This window comes from Actinomadura geliboluensis, from assembly GCF_005889745.1.
In the GTDB taxonomy this organism is placed as follows: domain Bacteria; phylum Actinomycetota; class Actinomycetes; order Streptosporangiales; family Streptosporangiaceae; genus Spirillospora; species Spirillospora geliboluensis.
This window is the reverse complement of record NZ_VCKZ01000016.1, coordinates 1-20261: the sequence shown is the minus strand read 5'-3', so window position 1 is coordinate 20261 and position 20261 is coordinate 1. Positions and strand designations below refer to the sequence as shown.

The window sequence follows — 20261 nt, the reverse complement described above, 5'->3', positions numbered from 1 at the left end:
TCAGCGCAGGAAGGCGGCGGCGACGCCGGCGTCCACGGGGATGTGCAGTCCGGTGGTGTGGGTCAGGTCCCCGCCGGTGAGGGCGAAGACGGCGGCCGCGACGTGCTCGGGCAGCACCTCGCGCTTCAGCAGCGTCCGCTGGGCGTAGAACTCGCCGAGCTTCTCCTCCTCCACTCCGTAGACGGCGGCGCGCTTGGCGCCCCAGCCGCCGGCGAAGATGCCGGAGCCGCGCACCACCCCGTCGGGGTTGACGCCGTTGACGCGGATGCCGTGCTCGCCGAGCTCGGCGGCCAGCAGCCGCACCTGGTGCGCCTGGTCGGCCTTGGTGGCGCCGTAGGCGATGTTGTTCGGCCCGGCGAACACGCCGTTCTTGGACGCGATGTAGACGATGTCGCCGCCCATGCCCTGCTCGACCATCACGCGGGCGGTCTCGCGGGACATCAGGAACGAGCCGCGCGCCATGACGTCGTGCTGCAGGTCCCAGTCGGCGGCGGTCGTGTCCAGCAGCGGCTTGGAGATCGACAGGCCCGCGTTGTTGACGACGAGGTCCACCCCGCCGAACGCCAGGACCGCGGCGCGGACGGCGGCGGAGATCTCCTCCTCGGAGGTCACGTCGACCGCGACGGCGATGGCGGCGTCCGACGGGTGCAGGGCGGCGGCGCCGAGCTCCGCCGCGACCTTCTCGGCGGCGGCGAGGTCCCGGTCGGCGACGACGACGCAGGCGCCCTCGGCGGCGAGGCGGCGGGCGGTGGCGGCGCCGATGCCCGAGCCGCCGCCGGTGACGACCGCGACGCGGGTGGCGAGCGGCTTAGGCTTCGGCATCCGGCGGAGCTTGGCCTCCTCCAGCTCCCAGTACTCGATGCGGAACTTCTCCGCCTCGTCGATCGGCGCGTACGACGACAGCGCCTCCGCGCCCCGCATCACGTTGATCGCGTTGACGTAGAACTCGCCGGCGACCCGCGCGGTCTGCTTGTTCGCGCCGAAGGAGAACATCCCGACGCCGGGCACCAGCACGATCGCCGGGTCCGCGCCGCGCATCGCCGGGGAGCCGGCGGTGGCGTGCCGCGCGTAGTACGCCGCGTACTCCTCGCGGTAGGCGGCGTGCAGCTCCCTCAGCCGGGCCTTGGCCTCGTCGAGCGGGGCGTCCGGCGGCAGGTCCAGGACCATCGGCGCGACCTTGGTGCGCAGGAAGTGGTCCGGGCAGGACGTGCCGAGCGCCGCGAGCCGCGGGTGCTCGGCGCGGGAGACGAAGTCGAGGACGGCCTCGCCGTCGGTGTAGTGCCCGACCTGCGGCCGGTCCGTGGACGCCAGGCCGCGGATCAGCGGGAACAGCGCGGCGGCGCGCGCGTGCCGCTCGTCCTCCGGCAGCGTCGGGTGGATCACCTCGCCGAACGGGTCGGCCTTGCCGTGCTCGGCGATGTACGCCTCGGCGGTGCGGATGATGTCGAGCGAGTTGGCCTTGCACTCCTCGCTCGTGTCGCCCCACGCGGTGATGCCGTGCCCGCCGAGGATCACCCCGATCGCCTGCGGGTTGGCGCGCCTGATCTCGGCGATGTCCAGGCCCAGCTGGAAGCCGGGCCGCCGCCACGGCACCCACGCCACCCGGTCGCCGAAGATCCGCCGGGTCAGCTCCTCCCCGTCGGCGGCGGTCGCGATGGCGATGCCGGAGTCGGGGTGCAGGTGGTCGACGTGCGCGGCCTCGACCAGGCCGTGCATGGCGGTGTCGATGGACGGCGCCGCGCCGCCCTTGCCGTGCAGGCAGTAGTCGAACGCGGCGACCATCTCGTCCTCGCGCTCGACGCCCGGGTAGACGTCCACGAGGGCGCGCATCCGGTCCAGCCGCAGCACGGCCAGGCCCTTCTCGGTGAGGGTGCCGAGGTCGCCGCCGGAGCCCTTCACCCACATCAGCTCGACGTCGCGGGCCGTCACCGGGTCGGTGACCGTGCCCTTCGCGGACGCGTTGCCGCCCGCGTAGTTGGTGTTGCGGGGATCCGCGCCGAGGGTGTTGGCGCGGTCCAGCAGCTGCTCCACCTCGGGCGGGGTGGAAGTCATCGGTTCGGTCTCCTTCACCTGTTCAGGCGCCCCAGCCGGCGGCGTGGCCGTCCTTGCGCTCGGCGACGACGCGCTCGTAGTAACCGGACGCCTTGTAGGCGGCGACCGGGTCCGGGTGCAGGCCCATCTCCTCGCGCAGCTCGGCGAGCAGCGGGCGGACGTCGGTGTTGTAGGCGTCCATGAACACCGCGTTCGCCTCGAGGACGTCACCGGCCTCCTGCGCGGCGCGCAGCGCGCCGGCGTCCACCAGCAGCGCCTTCGCGGTGGCCTCCTGCACGTTCATCACCGAGCGGATCTGGCCCTGGATCTTCGGCTCGATGTTGTGGCACTGGTCGAGCATGAACGCCACGCCGGTCGCGGCGTCGTAGCCGCCGCCGCGCACCACCTCGTACATGATCCGGAACAGCTGGAACGGGTCGGCGGCGCCCACCATCAGGTCGTCGTCGGCGTAGAAGCGGGAGTTGAAGTCGAACCCGCCGAGCTTCCCCTCGCGCAGCAGGAACGCCACGATGAACTCGATGTTGGTGCCGGGCGCGTGGTGCCCGGTGTCCACCACGACCTGCGCCTTCGGGCCGAGCTTCACGCAGTGCGCGTAGGAGGCGCCCCAGTCCGGCAGGTCGGTCATGTAGAACGCCGGCTCGAACAGCTTGTACTCCAGCAGGAACCGCTGGTCGTCGCCGAGCCGCTCGTACACGGCGGCCAGCGCCTCGGCCATCCGGTCCTGGCGGGCACGGATGTCGTCCTGCCCCGGGTAGTTCGTGCCGTCGGAGAACCACAGCTTCAGGTCGCGCGACCCGGTCTGGTCCATGATGTCGACCGCTTCGAGCAGGTGGTCCAGGGCCTTGCGGCGGACGGCCGGGTCGGGGTTGGTGACGCTGCCGAGCATGTAGTCGTCGTCCTGGAACACGTTGGTGTTCACCGCGCCGATCCGCACGCCGCGCTCCTTGGCGTGCGCGGCCAGCGCGGCGTAGTCGTCCACCCTGTCCCAGGGAATGTGGACGGCCACGCTGGGCGCGACGCCGGTGAACCGGTGCACCTGCGCGGCGTCGTCGATCTTCTCCTGCGGGGTGCGCGGCACGCCCCGCTGGGCGAAGACCTTGAACCGGGTCCCCGAGTTCCCGTACGCCCACGAGGGAGTCTCGATCTGCTGGCGGCGCAAGGCGTCCTTGACCGCGCGGGTGTCTGTCACGAGTTACCTCTCAATCCAGGTGGAAGACCTCGGTCAGCGGCCGCATGCCCTCATCGGGGCGGCCGTCGAGGTCCTCGAAGTACTGCGCCATCTCCGCCTGCCACCGGGCGTTCACCTCGGTGCGGGCCATCGCCTCCTGCGCGGCCTCGAAGTCGTCGGTCTCCAGGTAGCCGACGAGGAGGCCGTCCTCCCGCAGGAACAGCGAGTAGTTGTGCCAGCCGGAGTCGCGCAGGGCGGTGAGCATGTCGGGCCAGACCGCCTGGTGGCGCAGCTTGTACTCCTCCAGGCGGTCCTGCCTGACCTTCAGCAGGAAGCAGACGCGCTTCATGCGTTCGGACATGCGATCAGTCCCTCTGTGGGGGGACGACCCCCCACACCCCCCGGTTCGCTCCGCTCATCAGAAGTGGTACTGGTCGATGTTCTTCGCGTCGAACACCGTGGGCGGGCCGAGGATCACCTCGCCGTTGGCGCCGATCGTGCGCTCGCCGAGCTTGCCGGCCGTGAACTTCTCGCCCTGCGCGCCGGTGATCTGGCCGGACGCCAGCGCCGCCGCCGCGTAGGAGGACAGGTAGCCGAGGTTCTTGGGGTCCCAGAGCTCGAACTCCTTGACCGTGCCGTCCTTGACGAACTTGCGCATCTGGTCGGGGGTGCCGAGGCCGGTCAGCGCGACCTTGCCCTTGTACTTGGAGCCGGAGATGTAGCGGGCCGCGGCGGCGATGCCGACCGTGGTCGGCGAGATGATGCCCTTGAGGTTCGGGTACGCCTGCAGCAGGCCCTGGGTCTGCTGGAACGACTTCTGGTCGTCGTCGTCGCCGTAGGCGATCTTGACGAGCTTCATCTTGGCGTACTCGGGCTTCTTCAGCTCGTCCTGCATGAACTTGATCCAGGTGTTCTGGTTCGTGGCGTTCGCCGTCGCCGACAGGATCGCGATCTCGCCCTCGTGGCCGATCTGCTCGGCGAGCAGCTTGACCTCGCTGCGGCCGATCTCCTCCGAGCTCGCCTGGTTGATGAACACGTCCCGGCACTCGGGGTTGGTGTCGGAGTCGTAGGCGACGATCTTGATGTTCTTGGCCATGGCCTGCTTGAGCGGGCCGCACACCGCGTTCTCGTCGTTGGCGGCGATCAGGATCGCGTCGTGGCGCTGCTGGACGAGCGTGTTGATGTAGGAGACCTGGGAGGACGCGGACGCGTCGGACGGGCCGACCTCCTTGGCCTCGCCGCCGAACTCCTTGGCCGCCTCGATGCCGGCCTTGTCGACGATCGTCTCGTACGGGTTGTTGACCTGCTTGGGCAGGAACGCCAGCTTCAGGCCCTTCTTCAGGGGCGCGTTCGGGTTCGCGGTGGCGTTGCCGCCGGCCGCCTTGGCGTCCCCGGAGTCGGAGTCGTTCTTGGTGGTGCCGCCACAGGCGGCCATGCTGAGGGCCAGGACGCTCGCCGTGGCGACGGCCGCCAGCCGGCGCGGGACGCGCGGACGAATGGTCATCACGATGCCTTTCGGGGGTGCGGTGGGACGCGGCGGGGGGACGTGTCTCATGGAGGGTCAGGGGGCGGCGGCGGGAGCCGCGGGTCGCGCGCCCCGCCGCCTGCCTCGGGTCTCGCGGACCACGGCGATCAGCCGCGGCGTGAGGACGCTGATGATGAGCAGCAGCCCGGTGACGATCGACTGGACCTCGGTGGGGACGTCGTTGAGCATCAGCAGGTTGCGGAGCAGGCCGATGAGCAGCACGGCCGCGATGACGCCGCCGAGGGTGCCCTTGCCGCCGTCGAAGTCGATGCCGCCGAGCAGCACCGCCGCGATGACGGTGAGCTCCAGGCCGAGCCCGTTGTCGGCGCGGGCGCTGCCGTAGCGGAGCGTGTAGACGATGCCGGCGAACCCGGCGACCAGCCCGGACACCACGAACAGCAGCAGCTTGATGCGCTTGACGCGGATGCCGGCGAAGTAGGCGGCGTCCTCCTGCGCGCCGATCGCGAACAGCGACCGCCCGATGCCGGTCGCGTGCAGGACGACGCCGGTGACGACGGCGAGCACGACGAACAGCGCGATCGGGTACGGGATCGGCGTGCCCGGGATCGAGGACGTCGCCAGGTCGGTGTACGCGGCCGGGAACTCGGAGATCGCGCCGGTGCCGAGCGTGACGTAGGCGAGGCCCCGGTAGAGGGTCATCGTGCCGATCGTCACGGCCAGGGACGGCAGCCCGAGCTTCGTCACCAGCAGCCCGTTGACGAGGCCGCAGACCAGGCCGACGGCGAGCACGATCGGAATGATCGTCTCGATGGCCATGCCGCCGTCCCACATCTTGCCGGTGAGCGCGCTGCACAGGCCGAGGATCGAGGCGACCGACAGGTCCACCTGCCCGCACACGACCAGCAGCGTCATCGGCAGCGCGATCAGCGCGATCTCCGACAGGTCGTCCAGCGCGAACGACAGGTTGTCGTTGTTCGCGAAGTCGGGCGAGAACCCGGCGCCGCTCGCGAACACCAGGACCAGCAGGGCGGTGACGGCGGTCTCCCACCGCACCAGCCCTCCGAGGCGGCTCATGACCGTCCCTCCTTCTCCGCCGGGGCGGCCGCGGCCGGCTCGGCCGGGGCGGCGACGTCGCGGTGCGCGGACGATTCGAGCGACCGCTGTTTCAGCGCCCGGGTGACGCGCAGCGCCAGCAGCCGGTCGACGCTGATGGCCAGCAGCAGCAGGACGCCGGTGATCGCGTCCTGCCAGAACGAGTTGACCTTGAGCACCACCAGCACGCTGCCGATGGTGGTGAGCAGCAGCCCGCCGAGCGCCGCGCCCCACACGGTGCCGACGCCGCCGGTGATGGCGACGCCGCCGACGACGACCGCGGCGACGACCTTCAGCTCCCAGCCGTTCGCGGCGTCCGCGACGACGGTGCCGAAGCGGGCGAGCCACAGCACCCCGGCGAGGCCGGCGAGCGCGCCGCTGACGAGGTAGGCGGTGAGGACGCGGCGGCGGATCGGCACGCCGGCCAGGCGCGCGGCCTCCGGGCTGGACCCGATCGCGTAGAACTCGCGGCCGGCGGAGTAGGACCGCAGGTAGTACCCGGCCGCCAGCATCACCGCGACGGTGATGATCGGCAGGTAGGGGACGCCGAGGATCCCGTCGTTGCCGAGGCTCAGCACCGAGGCGGGCAGGTCGGCGGCGCCGATCTGCTCGCCGTGTGCGATGCGGTAGTCCAGGCCCTGGATCACGTACAAGGTGCCGAGGGTGACGACGAGGGAGGGGACCCGCAGGAAGCTGACGAGCAGGCCGTTGACCAGCCCGCAGACCAGCCCGATCGCGACGCCGAACACCAGGACGAGCACGACGTGGCGGTCGCCGCCGGCGGCGAACTTGCCGGCGCTGAACGCGACGAGCCCCACCAGGGAGCCGACCGACAGGTCGATGTTGCGGGTGACGACGACGAGCGTCTGCCCGACGGCGAGCAGCACCAGGATGGAGGCGTTGAGGAAGATGTCCTTGACGCCCTGCCCGGACAGGAACCGCGGGTTCGCGATCGTCGTGGCGACGACGAGCACGACGAGGGCGCCGAGGATGCTCATCTCGCGGGCGCGCAGCACCAGCTCGACCAGCCGCCGGCCGCCGCCGGCGGAGCCGCCCGCCCCGCCCGGCCGCGCCGGACTCTCCGTGAGCACGGTCATCAGGCCGCCTTCCCCGTCCCCGCACGCCCGGTCGCGGCGGCCATCACGTTCTCCTCGGTCGCGTCCGCGCGGGCGATCTCGGCGGTGAGCCGGCCCTCGTGCATGACGAGGATCCGGTCGGCCATGCCGAGCACCTCCGGCAGGTCGGAGGAGATCATCAGCACCGCGAGGTCCTGCGCGGCCAGCTCCGACAGCAGCCGGTGCACCTCGGCCTTGGTGCCGACGTCGATGCCGCGGGTCGGCTCGTCCACGATCAGCACGGTGGGCTCGGTGGCGAGCCACTTGGCGAGCACGACCTTCTGCTGGTTGCCGCCGGACAGGACGCCGACGGCGTCGCTGAGGCGGGCGTACTTGAGCTGGAGCCGCAGCGCCCAGTCGGCGGCGCGGTCCCGCTCGACCCTGCGGGAGATGAGCCCGCCGCGCCCGGTGGCGCGGCGCAGCGTCCTCAGCTGGGTGAGGCCCATGTTCCGCTCGATGGACATGTCCATGACGAGGCCCTGCTGGCGGCGGTCCTCGGGGACGAGCGCGAGCCCCGCCGACATCGCGGCGGTGGGGCTGCCGGCCGGCAGCGCGCGGCCCGCGACCTCGACGGCGCCGGCGTCCCAGCGGTCCACCCCGAAGATCGCGCGGGCGACCTCGCTGCGGCCGGCGCCGACCAGCCCGGCCAGCGCGACGATCTCGCCGCGGCGGACCTCGAAGGAGACGTCGGTGAAGGCGCCCTCGCGGGTGAGGCGGCGCACCGTCAGCGCGACCTCGCCGGGCGTCACGTCCTGCTTGGGGTAGAGCGCGTCGAGGTCGCGGCCGACCATCCGGCGGACGAGGTCGTCGGGGGTGAGGTCGGCGACCATGTCGGTGCCGACGTAGGCGCCGTCGCGCAGGGTGGTGACGCGCTGGCACAGCTCGAAGATCTCCTCGAGCCGGTGCGAGATGAACAGCACCGCGCAGCCCTGCTCGCGCAGCGTGCGGGTCACCGCGAACAGGCGGGCGACCTCCTGGCCGGTGAGCGCGGCGGTGGGCTCGTCCATGATGAGCACGCGCGCGTCCCGGGAGATGGCCTTGGCGATCTCGACGACCTGCTGGTCGGCGATCGACAGGCCGCGGGCGGGCTGCTGCGGGTCCAGCGCGACGCCGAGCCGCTCGAACAGCTGCGCCGTCCGCGCGTGCATGGCGCGGCGGTCGATGCGGCCGAGCGCGGCGCGCGGCTGGCGGCCCATGAAGATGTTCTCGGCGACCGACAGGTCGGGGAACAGCGTGGGCTCCTGGTAGATGACGGCGACGCCCGCGGCCTGCGCGTCGGCGGGGCCGTGGAAGGCCGCCGGCTCCCCGTCCACCCGCACCTCGCCCGTGTCGGGGCGGTGCACCCCTGCGAACGTTTTTACGACCGTGGACTTGCCGGCGCCGTTCTCGCCGGCGAGCGCGTGCACCTCGCCCGCGTGCAGCTCCAGCGTGACGCCCTGCAGGGCGCGCACGGCGCCGAACGATTTGCTGACGTTGACCAGGGCCAATGTCGGCGGTGCCGACCGGCCGGGTGCACTCATGTCGGCCCTCCTCGCGGGGGACGTCGGTTTCCGGGGGATGAAAAACGTTTTAACTTGATGTTGCGGAGGACGCTAGATGTGAGCCGGGACACCCGTCAAGAGGGAAGCTTGCGGCCGGCCCCGCCCGAGGCTGCGAAAACCCCGTCCGGGCAAGGGCCCGCACGTTTTTCGAAGTCACCTCCGGCCGGGACCGGCCAGCGAGGTTTGCCCGTCCACCGGGCCCGATCCGGGGTTGACACGTTTTAATGACATGTCCCAGAGTGAGCGGCGACACAGGCGGCGGACCGGACCGGGGGCACACGGATTGAGCACAGACGACACCGGCCGTCCCGAGCCGCTGAGCAGGACGGTCGGCATCAAGCAGGTCGCGGCGCGCGCCGGGGTCTCCCCGGGCACCGTGTCCAACGTGCTCAACCGGCCCGAGCGGGTGGCGGCGGCGACCCGCGCCCGCGTCGAGCAGGCGATCCGCGAGCTCGGCTTCGTCCGCAACGGCTCGGCGTCCACGCTGCGCGCCGGGCACAGCAGCACGATCGGGCTGATGGTCCTCGACCTCGCCAACCCGTTCTTCACCGACGTGGCGCGCGGCGTGGAGGAGGCCGCCAGCGAGCGCGGCTACGCGGTCATCCTGTCCTCCTCGGGCGAGTCGGACGAGCGGGAGCAGCGCAACCTGCGGGTGTTCGCCGAGCAGCGGGTCCGCGGCGTGCTGCTGACCCCGGTCGGCGACGACGGCGAGACCGCCGACCGGCTGCGCGACCGCGGCGTCCCGGTGGTGCTGCTCGACCACCCGACCCCGCGCGCCAACCAGTGCTCGGTCGCCGTCGACGACGTCGCGGGCGGGGAGCTGGCCGCCGGCGAGCTGCTGGACGCCGGCGCCCGCACGCTGGCGTTCGTCACCGGGCCGACGGTGCTGCGCCAGTGCGCCGACCGCCGCAAGGGCGCGCTGCGGGCGCTGCGCGCCGCCGGGCTCGGCCGCGACGCGCTGCGCGAGGTCGCGGTCGGCGCGATGAACGCGCGGGGCGGGCAGGAGGCGGCGCGGCGGCTGCTGGAGGCGGGCCCGCCGCTGCCGGACGCGATCTTCTGCGCCAACGACCTGCTCGCGCTCGGCGTGCTGCGCGTGCTGCTGCAGGCCGGGATCAAGGTGCCGGGTGACGTGGCGCTGATCGGGTACGACGACATCGAGTTCTCGGCCGCGGCCGCCGTCCCGCTCAGCTCGGTGCGGCAGCCCACCTACCAGCTCGGCCGCATCGCGACCGAGCTGCTGCTGGAGGAGTGCGACGAGTCGGGCGGGCACGCCCACCAGCAGGTCATGTTCCAGCCCGAGCTGGTGGTCCGCGAGTCCAGCCGGTCGGCCCTTGGAGGCTCCCCGTGAAAGTCGCGCTGTTCCTCACCTGCGTCAACGACACGATGTTCCCGGGGACCGGCAAGGCGATGGTGCGGCTGCTGCGGCGCCTCGGCCACGACGTCGAGTTCCCCGAGTCGCAGACGTGCTGCGGGCAGATGCACCTCAACACCGGGTACCGGCGGCAGGCGCTGCCCCTGGTGAAGGGGTTCGCCGAGACCTTCGAGCCCTACGACGCGGTCGTGACGCCGTCGGCGTCGTGCGGCGCGATGATCCGCGACTGGCACCCGCGGCTCGCGCCCCGCACGGCCGGGGTCGCCTCGCGGGTGTACGAGCTGTCGGAGTTCCTGGTCGACGTCCTCGGCGTCACCGACGTCGGCGCCTACTTCCCGCACCGCGTCACCTACCACCCGACGTGCCACTCCCTGCGGATGCTGCACGTCGGCGACCGCCCGCTGCGGCTGCTGCGCGAGGTGCGCGGCATCGACCTGGTCGACCTGCCGGACGCCGCCGAGTGCTGCGGGTTCGGCGGGACGTTCGCGCTGAAGAACGCCGAGGTGTCGGCGGCGATGTGCGCCGACAAGGTCACCGCCGTGCGGGAGACGAGGGCCGAGGCGCTGTGCGCGGCCGACAACTCCTGCCTGATGCACATCGGCGGGGCGCTCACCCGCACCCGCGCCGGGGTGCGGACGGTGCACCTCGCCGAGATCCTCGCGTCCACCGAGGAGGACCCGTCATGAGTTCGTCCGCCATGCCGACCTACGTCGGAATGCCGTCGTTCCCCGACGCCGCCCGCCGGGCGGTGGCCGACGCGCGGCTGCGCGGCAACCTCGCGCACGCGACCACCACGATCCGGGAGCGGCGCGCCGGCGCCGTCGCGGAACTGGCCGACTGGCCCGCGCTGCGCGAGGCGGGCAAGCAGATCAAGGACCACGTCCTGGCGAACCTCGGCCACTACCTGCCGCTGCTGGAGGAGAAGGTCACCGCGGCCGGCGGCACCGTGCACTGGGCGCGGGACGCCGCCGAGGCCAACCGGATCGTCGCCGACCTCGTGAAGGCGACCGGCGAGACCGAGGTCGTCAAGGTCAAGTCGATGGCGACGCAGGAGATCGGCCTCAACGAGTTCCTCGCCGAGGAGGGCATCACCGCCTACGAGACCGACCTCGCCGAGCTGATCGTGCAGCTCGGCGACGACCGGCCGTCGCACCTCCTCGTCCCGGCCATCCACCGGAACCGGTCCGACATCCGCGACATCTTCCTGCGCGCGATGGAGGACGCCCCCGCCGGCCTGACCGACTCCCCCGCCGCGCTCGCGGAGGCGGCGCGGCGGCACCTGCGCGCCAAGTTCCTGTCGGCGAAGGTCGGGGTGTCGGGCGTGAACTTCGCCGTCGCCGACACCGGCACCCTCGTCGTGCTGGAGTCGGAGGGCAACGGGCGGATGTGCCTGACGCTCCCCGAGACGCTGATCTCGGTGATGGGCGTGGAGAAGATCGTGCCGAGCTGGCAGGACCTGGAGGTGTTCCTGCAGCTGCTGCCGCGCTCGTCCACGGCCGAGCGGATGAACCCCTACACCTCCACCTGGACGGGCGTGGCGCCCGGCGACGGCCCGCGCGACTTCCACCTCGTCCTGCTGGACAACGGCCGCACCGACACCCTCGCCGACGAGGTGGGCCGGCAGGCGCTGCGCTGCATCCGCTGCTCGGCGTGCCTGAACGTGTGCCCGGTCTACCAGCGCGCGGGCGGCCACGCCTACGGGTCGCCGTACCCGGGGCCGATCGGCGCGATCCTGTCCCCGCAGATCCGCGGCATCGGCTCGGACGTGGACGCGTCCCTGCCGTACGCGTCGTCGCTGTGCGGCGCGTGCTTCGAGGCGTGCCCGGTCGCGATCGACATCCCGGAGGTGCTGGTGCACCTGCGGGCCCGCGCCGTGGAGAAGGGCCCGCGCCATCCGCTGGAGCAGGTGGCGATGACGGCGGCCGGGTGGACGCTGCGCTCCCCCACCCGGCTCGGGCTCGCGCAGCGCGCCGCGTCCGCGAGCCGCAGGGTCGTGGCGCGCGGCGGCCGGATCCGGCGGCTGCCGGGGCCGCTGAACGCCTGGACCGAGACGCGGGACGCGCCCGCGCCGCCGCCGGAGTCGTTCCGCGCCTGGTGGGCCCGGACCGACGGCGGCCGCACGGAGGAGGACGAGTGAACGCGCGCGAGGAGATCCTGCGCCGCATCGAGGGGATCACGCCCACCCGGCCGGCCGCCGAGGTCGCGGCGTCCTACGCCCGGATCGACCGCGGCTACCTGCGCCGCCACCACGAGGACGGCGTCCTCGACCTGTTCGCCGAGCGCGTCGCCGACTACCGCGCGACGGTGCTGCGGGCGCCGGCGTCCGAGGCCGCCGCGGCGGTCGCGGAGCGGCTCGCGGCCCGGCCCGGCTCCTACGGCGCTCCCGCCGACCTGCCCGCCGAGTGGACGTCGGAGGTGGCGGCGCCGCTCGTCCGCGACTTCTCCGTCGCGTCCCTGGACGGGCTCGCTGGCGCGGTCACCGGCTGCGCCGCCGCGATCGCCGAGACCGGCACGATCGTCCTGGACCACGGCGCGGGGCAGGGGCCGCGCGCGCTGTCGCTCGTGCCCGACTACCACCTGATCGTCGTCCGCGCCGAGCAGGTCGCCCCGGACGTGCCGGAGGCGCTCGAACGGCTCGACCCGTCCCGCCCGCTGACGTTCGTGTCGGGGCCGTCGGCGACGAGCGACATCGAGCTGTCCCGGGTCGAGGGCGTGCACGGGCCCCGCACGCTGGAGGTACTGGTCATCACATGAGCGAGGAGACTTTCGCGGCCGTCGACCTCGGCGCGTCGAGCGGCCGGGTGATGGCCGGGCGCGTCGGGCCCGGCGTGCTGGACCTGGCGGAGGTCCGCCGCTTCCCGAACCGGCCGGTCCGCGCCGGCGGCACCCTGTACTGGGACATCCTCGGCCTGTACGGCAACGTCCTGGACGGGCTGCGCGCCGCGCCCGCCGGGCTCGCGTCGGTCGGCATCGACTCGTGGGCGGTCGACTACGGCCTGCTCGACGCGGAGGGGCGGCTGCTCGGCAACCCCGTCCACTACCGCGACGCCCGCACCGACGGCGTGATGGACCGGGTCCGCGCCGACCTCGGCGACGACCTGCTGTACCGGACGTCCGGGCTGCAGTTCCTGCCGTTCAACACGATCTACCAGCTGGCGGCCGACGACCTGTCGCGGGCGGCCACGCTGCTGCTCGTCCCGGACCTGCTGGCCTACTGGCTGACGGGCGATACCGGCGCCGAGCGCACCAACGCCTCGACGACGGGGCTGCTGGACGTCCGCGACGGCACCTGGTCGCAGGACCTGCTGGACCGGCTCGACCTGCCCGCGAAGATCCTCCCGCCGCTGCGCGACCCCGGCGAGGCCATCGGGACGCTCCGCCCGGACGTGGTGGCCGAGACCGGCCACGCCGGCCTCCAGGTCACGGCCGTCGGCTCGCACGACACCGCGTCCGCGGTCGCCGCCGTGCCCGCCGCCACCGGCCGGTTCGGCTACATCTCCTGCGGCACCTGGTCCCTGGTCGGCGTCGAGCTGGACGCGCCCGTCCTGTCCGAGGAGAGCCGCGCCGCGAACTTCACCAACGAGGGCGGCGTCGACGGGACCGTCCGCTACCTGCGCAACGTGATGGGCCTGTGGCTGCTGCAGGAGTCGCTGCGGACCTGGGGGAACCCGGACCTGCCCGCCCTGCTCGCCGAGGCGGCGCGGCTGCCGGGGCTGCGCTCCCTCATCGATCCCGACGACCCGGAGTTCCTGCCGCCCGGCGACATGCCCGCCCGCATCGCGGCGCACTGCCGCCGCCGCGGGTTCCCCGTCCCGGAGACGCGCGCCGAGACCGTCCGCTGCGTCATGGACAGCCTCGCCCTCGCGCACCGCGCCACCCTGCGCGCGGCGGCCCGGCTGTCGGGGCGCGAGATCGAGGTCGTGCACCTGGTCGGCGGCGGCAGCCGCAACGACCTGCTGTGCCGGCTGACCGCCGACGCCAGCGGCCTGCCGGTGGTGGCGGGGCCGGTCGAAGCGACGGCCCTCGGCAACGTCCTGGCGCAGGCCCGTGCCCGCGGAGTGGTCGGTGACCTGGCCGAAGCCCGCGCGCTGGTCGCCGCCACGCAGGACCTCCGCCGCTACGCCCCGTCCGGCGACGAGACCCGCTGGCGGGAGGCCGCCGTCCGCCTCGGCCTGGAGTCCTGACCCGCGCGGCGCGATGTCACGGTCACGGGACGGTTTACCCACCCGAGGTTGACATGGGGCCTGGGAGGGACGTTCATAGCTATGTACATACGGTCACGAAGGAGGCCGGGCCGAGCGGGTAAGACGCAGGCCGGGGCGTGTTGTCCCACCTTATTGACGTTTTACCCGATAGGGTGAATCCCGCCAATTCTCAGGACCGCAACAAAGAAGCATCGTCACGGCGTATCGGCCGCCTGTCGCTGTTGGGGTGTGGACATGGAGGGTCGTGCGGCCCGCGACGCCGGGGGCTCCGGCAACGCTCCGCTCGTGGGGCGACGGGACGCGCTGCGGGAGATCGACCGCGCGCTCGACGCGGCCGAGGGCGGCTACGGCTTCGTCGCGCTGGTGGGCGAGCCCGGCGCCGGCAAGACCCGGCTGCTGAACGAGCTGGCCGACGGCGCGATCGCCCGCAAGCTGCCCTTCGTGGCCGGCCGCGCGGCCGAGTTCGAGCAGGAGATGCCGTTCGGCGCCGTGGTCGACGCGCTCGACGACCGCCTCGAGGAGCACTCCCTCGACCTGCCGCCCGCCGCGCTGCGGCTGCTCGGCACCGTGTTCCCCGCGCTCGCCGACCTGTCCGGCGACCCGCCCGCCGCCTCCCCCGAGTCGCACGTGGCGCGGTACCAGCTGCACCGCACGGTCCGGCACCTCCTGGAGGCGCTGGCCGAGCCGTCCGGGCTGGTCCTGATCCTGGACGACCTGCACTGGGCCGACGACGCGACGATCGAGCTGCTCGACCACCTCGTCCGGCACCCGCCGCGCGCCCGGGTGCTGGTCGCGGTCGCCTACCGGCCCGCGCAGGCGTCGCCGCGGCTGGCGGCGCTCGTGGACGCGGCCGGCCCGCAGGGCGCGCGGGTCGCGGTCTCCCCGCTCACCCAGAGCGAGGTCCGCGAGTTCCTCGGCCCGGACGTCGGCCACGCCCGGTGCGAGGCGCTGTTCAAGGCCAGCGGCGGCAACCCGTTCTACCTGGAGGCCCTGGCCAAGATGGCCGACGGGGCCGCGCCCGCGGCGGGCGGCGGCCTCGACCGGCACTGGGAGAAGGGCGTCGCGAACCTGACCGAGGTGCCGCCGGCGGTGCGGGCGGCGCTGCAGGTCGAGCTGAGCGCGCTGCCGCCGCAGGCGCTGCTGATGGCGCGCGGCGCCGCGGTCGCCGCGGACGTGTTCGAGCCCGCGCTCGCGGCGGTCGCCGCGGAGATGGAGCAGCACGCCGCGCTCACCGCCCTGGACGTGCTGACCGGCCACGACGTGGTGCGGGCCGCGCCGGGCGGCCGGTTCCGGTTCCGCCACCCCCTCGTCCGGCACGTCGCCTACGCCTCGACGGCCGCGGGCTGGCGGATCGCCGCGCACTCGCGGGTGTCGGAGCGGCTGGCCGAGCTCGGCGCCCCGGCGGCCGTGCGCGCCCACCACGTGGTGCGGTCCGCGCGGTTCGGCGACGCCGCGGCGATCTGGACGCTGGTGGAGGCCGCCCGCGCCGTCGGGCGGCAGGCGCCCGCCACCGCCGCGTACTGGCTGCAGGCCGCGCTCGACCTGATGCCCGGCGCCGCCGACGAGTCCTACCCCGACCGGGTGGAGCTGCTGGTCGAGCTGGCCCAGGTGCAGGCCCTCAGCGGCCACGCCGAGGAGGGCCGGGAGACCGCGCGCACCCTGCTCGGGCTGCTGCCGCCCGACGACACCGTCCGCCGCGCCCGCACCGTGCACATGTGCGCGATCATGGAGCGGCAGCTCGGCCGCATCCACGAGGCCCGCGCCCTGGTGCTGGACGAGCTGCGCCGCATCACCGACCGGCAGACCCCCGAGGCGGTGCTGCTGCGCATCCGGCTCGTCGCCGACCGGATCCAGCGCATCGACACCCGCGGCTCGCACGCCATCCTGGAGACCATCCCCGAGACCGCCCCCGGCTGGGGTCCCGGCCTCACCGCGGCCGTCGCGGCGATGCGCCCGATGGTCGCCTACGGGCGCGGCGAGGTCGGCGAGGCGATCGCCTACGCGCAGACCGCCGACCAGCTGTTCTCCGCCGCGTCCGACAACGAGTTCGCCGACTGCCTGGACTGCTTCGCCTGGCTGGTGTTCGCCGAGTCGTTCCTCGGCATGTACGACGAGGCGCTGCGGCATGCCGAGCGGCTGGTGTCGATCACCCGCACGACCGGGCAGACGTTCGTGCTCGGCTACATGCTGTCGGGCCAGTCCCGCATCCTCGCCCAGCTGGGCCGGCTGGAGGATGCCGCCGCCGTCGCCGACGAGGCCACCGCGGTCGGCCGCGACCTGCGCTCGCAGGAGGTGCTGGCCTACGGGCTGATCCAGCAGTGCCTGACCGCGTCCTGGACGGGCGACCACGAGCGGGCGCTGCGGGCCGGGGACGAGGCCGTCGCCAACGACACCGGCTCGGGCGAGTGGTGGACGCACATGGCGCACGTCGCCCGCGCCCTCGCGGTGATCAACGAGGGCCGGCTGGAGGAGGGCGCGACCGCGCTGATCGCCGCGTGCGGGGACGGCACCGCCGGCCTGGACTTCAGCACCCTGCTGATCTGCGCGGAGGCGCTGGCCGCCGTCCGCGCCGCGCAGGACGACGCCGCCGACGCCGCGAAGTGGGCCGACATCGCCGAGGCGATCACCGACCCGCTGCTGACCGGCGACACCGGCCTGGCCCGGCTCACCCGCGCGCACGCGCTGCGCGCCGCCGACCCCGCCGCGTCCGCCGCGCTGGCCGCGGAGGCCGCCGACCTGCTGGCCAAGGCCGGGCGGCGGCCGGAGGCGGGCCGCGCCGAACTGGCCGCCGGGCTCGCGCACGCCGCCGCCGGCGACCGCTCCCGCGCCCGCGACCGGCTGCGCGCCGCCGCCGAGGTCTTCGAGGCGTGCGGGATGAAGGGGCTGCTGGCGCAGGTCGCCCGCGAGCAGCGCCGGCTCGGCGTCCGGGTCCCCGCCGCCGGGTCCGCCGCCGGCAAGGGCGCCAAGGGCCGCAAGGACCTGCCGTTCGGGCTGTCCCCGCGCGAGCACGAGATCGCGCTGCTGGTCGCCGAGGGCAACAGCAACCAGCAGATCGCCGAGCGGCTCTACCTCAGCGTCCGGACGGTCGAGACCCATCTGTCCCGCGTCTTCGCCAAGATCGGCGTGTCCTCGCGGGTGGGCGTCGCGACCGCGATGAACCGTTCCGAGTAGATCAGACTCTTAGTTCACGTACGTCCCGTACGTCCAGCGGGTGAGCACGCACCCGTAAGTACGGGTTCTCCACGATGCCGCGCCGATATCCGCGTTTGGCAGGGTTGGAGCGTCAGGAAGCGGAGGAGAAGGACATGGATCAGCAGCGGATCGCGCGCTTCACGCACGCGGGCGTCGCCGACGCCGAGGTGTCCGTGCACCCCTTCGCGACCGGCGACGGCCTCGGCCTGAACCTGACCCGGTTCCGCCGGAACGACTGCGACGACGTCGTCCTGCTGGTGCACGGGCTGACGACCTCCAGCGACATGTTCATCATGCCGGAGCACGCCAACCTGGTGAACCACCTGCACGACGCCGGGTTCGGCGACGTGTGGGCGCTGGACTTCCGGATCAGCGGCCGGTTCCCCTACAACTCCGAGACCGCGCGCCACAACCTCGACGTCATCGCGCTCCACGACCACCCGGCGGCGCTCGCCGAACTGCGGCGGCACATCGGGGACCGCCGGGTCCACGTGATCTCCCACTGCGTCGGCGCGATCTCGTTCTCGATGGCGCTGTTCGCCGGCACCGTCACCGGCGTCACCAGCCTGGTCTGCAACAGCGTCTCCCTCACCCCGCGCACGCCGCGCTGGTCGAGGATCAAGCTCGGCTACGGCCCGGCCCTGATGGAGTACGTGCTCGGGCCCTGCCACCTGGACCCGAGGTACGGGAACGCTCCAGTGCTCACGCGCGGCTGGATGCTCGCCAAGGCCGTCGCGCCGTTCCACCGCGACTGCGACGAGCCCGCCTGCCACATGCTCAGCTTCATGTGGGGCGGCGGCAAGCCGATCTACACGCACGAGAAGATGTCGCCGGTCACGCACGGCCGGCTGCCCGACCTGTTCGGGGCCTGCAACGTCAACTACTACCGGCACCTGCACGCGATGGTGAAGGCCGGCCGCGCGATCAAGCACCGCCCGCGCGACCCCCGCCTCGCGGCCCTGCCGGACGACTACCTGTCGCGCGCCGCCACGGTCACGACGCCGATCCTGTTCCTCACCGGAGACCGCAACCACGTGTTCACCGACTCCAACATCGTCTGCCACCGGACGCTCGAGAAGTCCGCGCCCGGCCTGCACGAGCTGGCCGTCCTGCCCGGCTACGGCCACCAGGACCCCTTCATGGGCGCCGCCTCCGACACCGAGGTGTTCCCGCAGGTCGTCGACTTCCTCAAGCGGAAGGCGGGCTGAGGGATGAGCGGAGCGGAGCACGCCGACGCCGTCGTGGTCGGGTCCGGGTTCGGCGGGTCCGTCGCGGCGTACCGGCTGGCGGAGGCCGGGCAGTCGGTCGTCCTGCTGGAGCGCGGGCAGCCGTACCCGCCGGGGAGCTTCCCCCGCTCGCCCGCCGAGATGGGCCGCGCGTTCTGGGACCCGGCCGCGGGCCTGTACGGGATGTTCGACGTCTGGAGCTTCAAGGGCTGCGACTCGGTGGTGTCGTCCGGGCTCGGCGGCGGGTCGCTGATCTACGCGAACGTGCTGCTGCGCAAGGACGAGCGCTGGTTCGTCACCGAGCTGCCCGGCGGCGGCCACCATCCGTGGCCGGTCACCCGCGCCGACCTCGACCCGCACTACGACGCGGTCGAGGCGATGCTCGGCGCGACGCCGTACCCGCTGGAGCAGGTCCCGTTCGACGACACCCCGAAGACGCACGCCATGCAGGACGCGGCGGCCGAGCTCGGCCTGCAGATCACGCTGCCGCCGCTCGCGGTCAGCTTCGCGGCCCGGCCCGGCGGCACGCCGGGGCTGAGCCTGCCGATCGCCGACGCCGGCTACGGCAACATCCACGGCGCCGGGCGGCGGACGTGCAAGCTGTGCGGCGAGTGCGACATCGGCTGCAACGAGGGCGCCAAGAACAGCCTCGACCACACCTACCTGTCGGCGGCGGCGCACCACGGCGCCGACATCCGCACCTCCCGCGAGGTGAAGGCGATCCGGCCGCGCGACGGCGGCGGGTACGAGGTCGACTACGTCCACCACGCCGACCTGGCGGCGAAGAAGAGCCGCCCGCCCGTCCAGACGATCACCTGCGACCGGCTGGTCCTCGGCGCCGGCACCTACGGCACGGCGTTCCTGCTGCTGAAGTCGCGGGACGCCTTCCCGGGCCTGTCGGAGGCGCTCGGCACCCGGTTCAGCGGCAACGGCGACCTGCTGACGTTCCTGCTGCGCGCCAAGGACCGCAACCGGGTCCGGCCGCTGAACGCCAGCCGCGGGCCGGTGATCACCACCGCGATCCGGCTGCCGGACGAGCTGGACGGCGTGCCCGGCGCGGGCCGCGGCGCCTACATCGAGGACGGCGGCTACCCGGGGTTCACCGACTGGATCGTCGACAGCCTCGACCTCGGCAACGACTTCGAGCGGGCCGTGAAGTTCCTGTGGAACCGGTTCACCGAGTTCTTCAAGGACGCGCCGGACACGAACCTGTCCAAGGAGCTGTCCGACCTGATCGGCGACGGCGCCCTGACGGTCAGTTCGCTGCCGCTGCTCGGCATGGGCCGCGACACCGCGGACGGGCGGCTGCACCTGAGGGGCGGCCGGCTCGCCGCCGACTGGACGGCCGAGACCAGCGAGGCGCTGTTCAACCGCGTCCGCAAGACGATGCGGGGGATCGCGGACGTGCTCGGCGCCGACTACGCCGACAACCCGATGTGGTTCCGCAAGCGCATCATCACCGTCCATCCGCTGGGCGGCGCCCCGATGGGGGGCCACCCGGGCGAAGGCGTCTGCGACGCCTTCGGCGAGGTGTTCGGGTTCCCGGGCCTCTACATCGCCGACGGGGCGGCGATGCCGGGACCGGTGGGCCCGAACCCCTCGCTCACGATCGCCGCGCACGCCGACCGGATGGCGACGCGGCTGCTCGACGGGGCGTCCGCACAGCGTCGTGCGGCGGCCCCGACCGCCACCGTCCCGTCTGCCACGGGGGCCGAGCCGGCCGGGGGAGCCGGCTCGCTGGACGGGGCGGGGAACGGCTCGGCGTACGGCCCGGGGCGGGGAGAGTGGGGGGTCGCCCCCCCACCCGTGCCG

General features: G+C 73.3%; 15 protein-coding genes. 8 read left to right on the top strand and 7 right to left on the bottom strand.

Features of this window, described 5'->3' with window-relative positions; genetic code table 11:
* From ETD96_RS04430 to ETD96_RS04400, 7 genes are all read right to left on the bottom strand, one after another.
* A complete protein-coding gene (locus ETD96_RS04430) occupies positions 1-2052 on the bottom strand; it encodes a bifunctional aldolase/short-chain dehydrogenase (protein ID WP_138634449.1) in 2052 nt (683 codons plus the stop codon).
* Positions 2053-2074: 22 nt separating this feature from the next.
* Positions 2075-3241 (bottom strand): L-rhamnose isomerase, encoded by a 1167-nt coding sequence (gene rhaI, locus ETD96_RS04425; RefSeq protein ID WP_138634446.1) that lies wholly within the window; start codon positions 3239-3241, stop codon positions 2075-2077.
* A gap of 10 nt (positions 3242-3251) precedes the next feature.
* Positions 3252-3569, bottom strand: a complete 318-nt coding sequence (locus tag ETD96_RS04420) for an L-rhamnose mutarotase (protein WP_138634495.1) — start codon at positions 3567-3569, stop codon at positions 3252-3254.
* Positions 3570-3638: 69 nt separating this feature from the next.
* On the bottom strand, positions 3639-4724 hold the full coding sequence (gene rhaS / locus ETD96_RS04415; RefSeq protein ID WP_138634444.1) for a rhamnose ABC transporter substrate-binding protein: 1086 nt from the start codon (positions 4722-4724) through the stop codon (positions 3639-3641).
* 57 nt (positions 4725-4781) lie between these two features.
* On the bottom strand, positions 4782-5780 hold the full coding sequence (locus ETD96_RS04410) for an ABC transporter permease (RefSeq protein WP_138634441.1): 999 nt from the start codon (positions 5778-5780) through the stop codon (positions 4782-4784).
* Entirely contained in the window at positions 5777-6895 is a 1119-nt protein-coding gene (locus tag ETD96_RS04405) for an ABC transporter permease (RefSeq protein WP_138634438.1), read from the bottom strand. Before ETD96_RS04405 ends, ETD96_RS04410 begins: the two co-directional genes overlap by 4 nt.
* The gene (locus ETD96_RS04400) at positions 6895-8433 is read right to left on the bottom strand and encodes a sugar ABC transporter ATP-binding protein (RefSeq protein WP_138634435.1); all 1539 of its coding nucleotides are present in this window, start codon (positions 8431-8433) and stop codon (positions 6895-6897) included. The genes ETD96_RS04405 and ETD96_RS04400 overlap by 1 nt, the downstream gene beginning before the upstream one ends.
* 304 nt (positions 8434-8737) lie before the next feature.
* Here ETD96_RS04400 and ETD96_RS04395 point away from each other — a divergent pair, with 304 nt between their 5' ends.
* From ETD96_RS04395 to ETD96_RS04360, 8 genes are all read left to right on the top strand, one after another.
* Positions 8738-9802: a LacI family DNA-binding transcriptional regulator gene (locus tag ETD96_RS04395; RefSeq protein WP_240807207.1), complete on the top strand. Its 1065-nt coding sequence runs from the start codon at positions 8738-8740 to the stop codon at positions 9800-9802.
* A complete protein-coding gene (locus tag ETD96_RS04390) occupies positions 9799-10512 on the top strand; it encodes a (Fe-S)-binding protein (RefSeq protein WP_138634429.1) in 714 nt (237 codons plus the stop codon). The genes ETD96_RS04395 and ETD96_RS04390 overlap by 4 nt, the downstream gene beginning before the upstream one ends.
* Entirely contained in the window at positions 10509-11963 is a 1455-nt protein-coding gene (locus ETD96_RS04385; RefSeq protein WP_171068853.1) for a LutB/LldF family L-lactate oxidation iron-sulfur protein, read from the top strand. Before ETD96_RS04390 ends, ETD96_RS04385 begins: the two co-directional genes overlap by 4 nt.
* Positions 11960-12580 (top strand): LutC/YkgG family protein, encoded by a 621-nt coding sequence (locus ETD96_RS04380; RefSeq protein ID WP_138634426.1) that lies wholly within the window; start codon positions 11960-11962, stop codon positions 12578-12580. The genes ETD96_RS04385 and ETD96_RS04380 overlap by 4 nt, the downstream gene beginning before the upstream one ends.
* On the top strand, positions 12577-14010 hold the full coding sequence (locus ETD96_RS04375; protein WP_138634422.1) for a rhamnulokinase: 1434 nt from the start codon (positions 12577-12579) through the stop codon (positions 14008-14010). Before ETD96_RS04380 ends, ETD96_RS04375 begins: the two co-directional genes overlap by 4 nt.
* A 255-nt stretch (positions 14011-14265) precedes the next feature.
* Positions 14266-17202, top strand: a complete 2937-nt coding sequence (locus ETD96_RS04370) for an ATP-binding protein (RefSeq protein ID WP_138634419.1) — start codon at positions 14266-14268, stop codon at positions 17200-17202.
* Positions 17203-17336: 134 nt separating this feature from the next.
* Positions 17337-18431 (top strand): alpha/beta fold hydrolase, encoded by a 1095-nt coding sequence (locus tag ETD96_RS04365; RefSeq protein ID WP_138634416.1) that lies wholly within the window; start codon positions 17337-17339, stop codon positions 18429-18431.
* Positions 18432-18434: 3 nt separating this feature from the next.
* Positions 18435-20261: GMC oxidoreductase (locus ETD96_RS04360; protein WP_138634413.1), on the top strand; the 1827-nt coding region annotated here is incomplete at its 3' end.

Excerpts from the sequence above, each read along its gene's own strand:
- ETD96_RS04430 (WP_138634449.1), bottom strand. The coding sequence starts at position 2,052 with ATGACTTCCACCCCGCCCGAGGTGGAGCAGCTGCTGGACCGCGCCAAC.
- ETD96_RS04420 (WP_138634495.1), bottom strand. The coding sequence starts at position 3,569 with ATGAAGCGCGTCTGCTTCCTGCTGAAGGTCAGGCAGGACCGCCTGGAG.
- rhaS (WP_138634444.1), bottom strand. The coding sequence starts at position 4,724 with ATGACCATTCGTCCGCGCGTCCCGCGCCGGCTGGCGGCCGTCGCCACG.
- ETD96_RS04410 (WP_138634441.1), bottom strand. The coding sequence starts at position 5,780 with ATGAGCCGCCTCGGAGGGCTGGTGCGGTGGGAGACCGCCGTCACCGCC.
- ETD96_RS04405 (WP_138634438.1), bottom strand. The coding sequence starts at position 6,895 with ATGACCGTGCTCACGGAGAGTCCGGCGCGGCCGGGCGGGGCGGGCGGC.
- ETD96_RS04400 (WP_138634435.1), bottom strand. The coding sequence starts at position 8,433 with ATGAGTGCACCCGGCCGGTCGGCACCGCCGACATTGGCCCTGGTCAAC.
- ETD96_RS04385 (WP_171068853.1), top strand. The coding sequence starts at position 10,509 with ATGAGTTCGTCCGCCATGCCGACCTACGTCGGAATGCCGTCGTTCCCC.
- ETD96_RS04375 (WP_138634422.1), top strand. The coding sequence starts at position 12,577 with ATGAGCGAGGAGACTTTCGCGGCCGTCGACCTCGGCGCGTCGAGCGGC.
- ETD96_RS04370 (WP_138634419.1), top strand. The coding sequence starts at position 14,266 with ATGGAGGGTCGTGCGGCCCGCGACGCCGGGGGCTCCGGCAACGCTCCG.
- ETD96_RS04365 (WP_138634416.1), top strand. The coding sequence starts at position 17,337 with ATGGATCAGCAGCGGATCGCGCGCTTCACGCACGCGGGCGTCGCCGAC.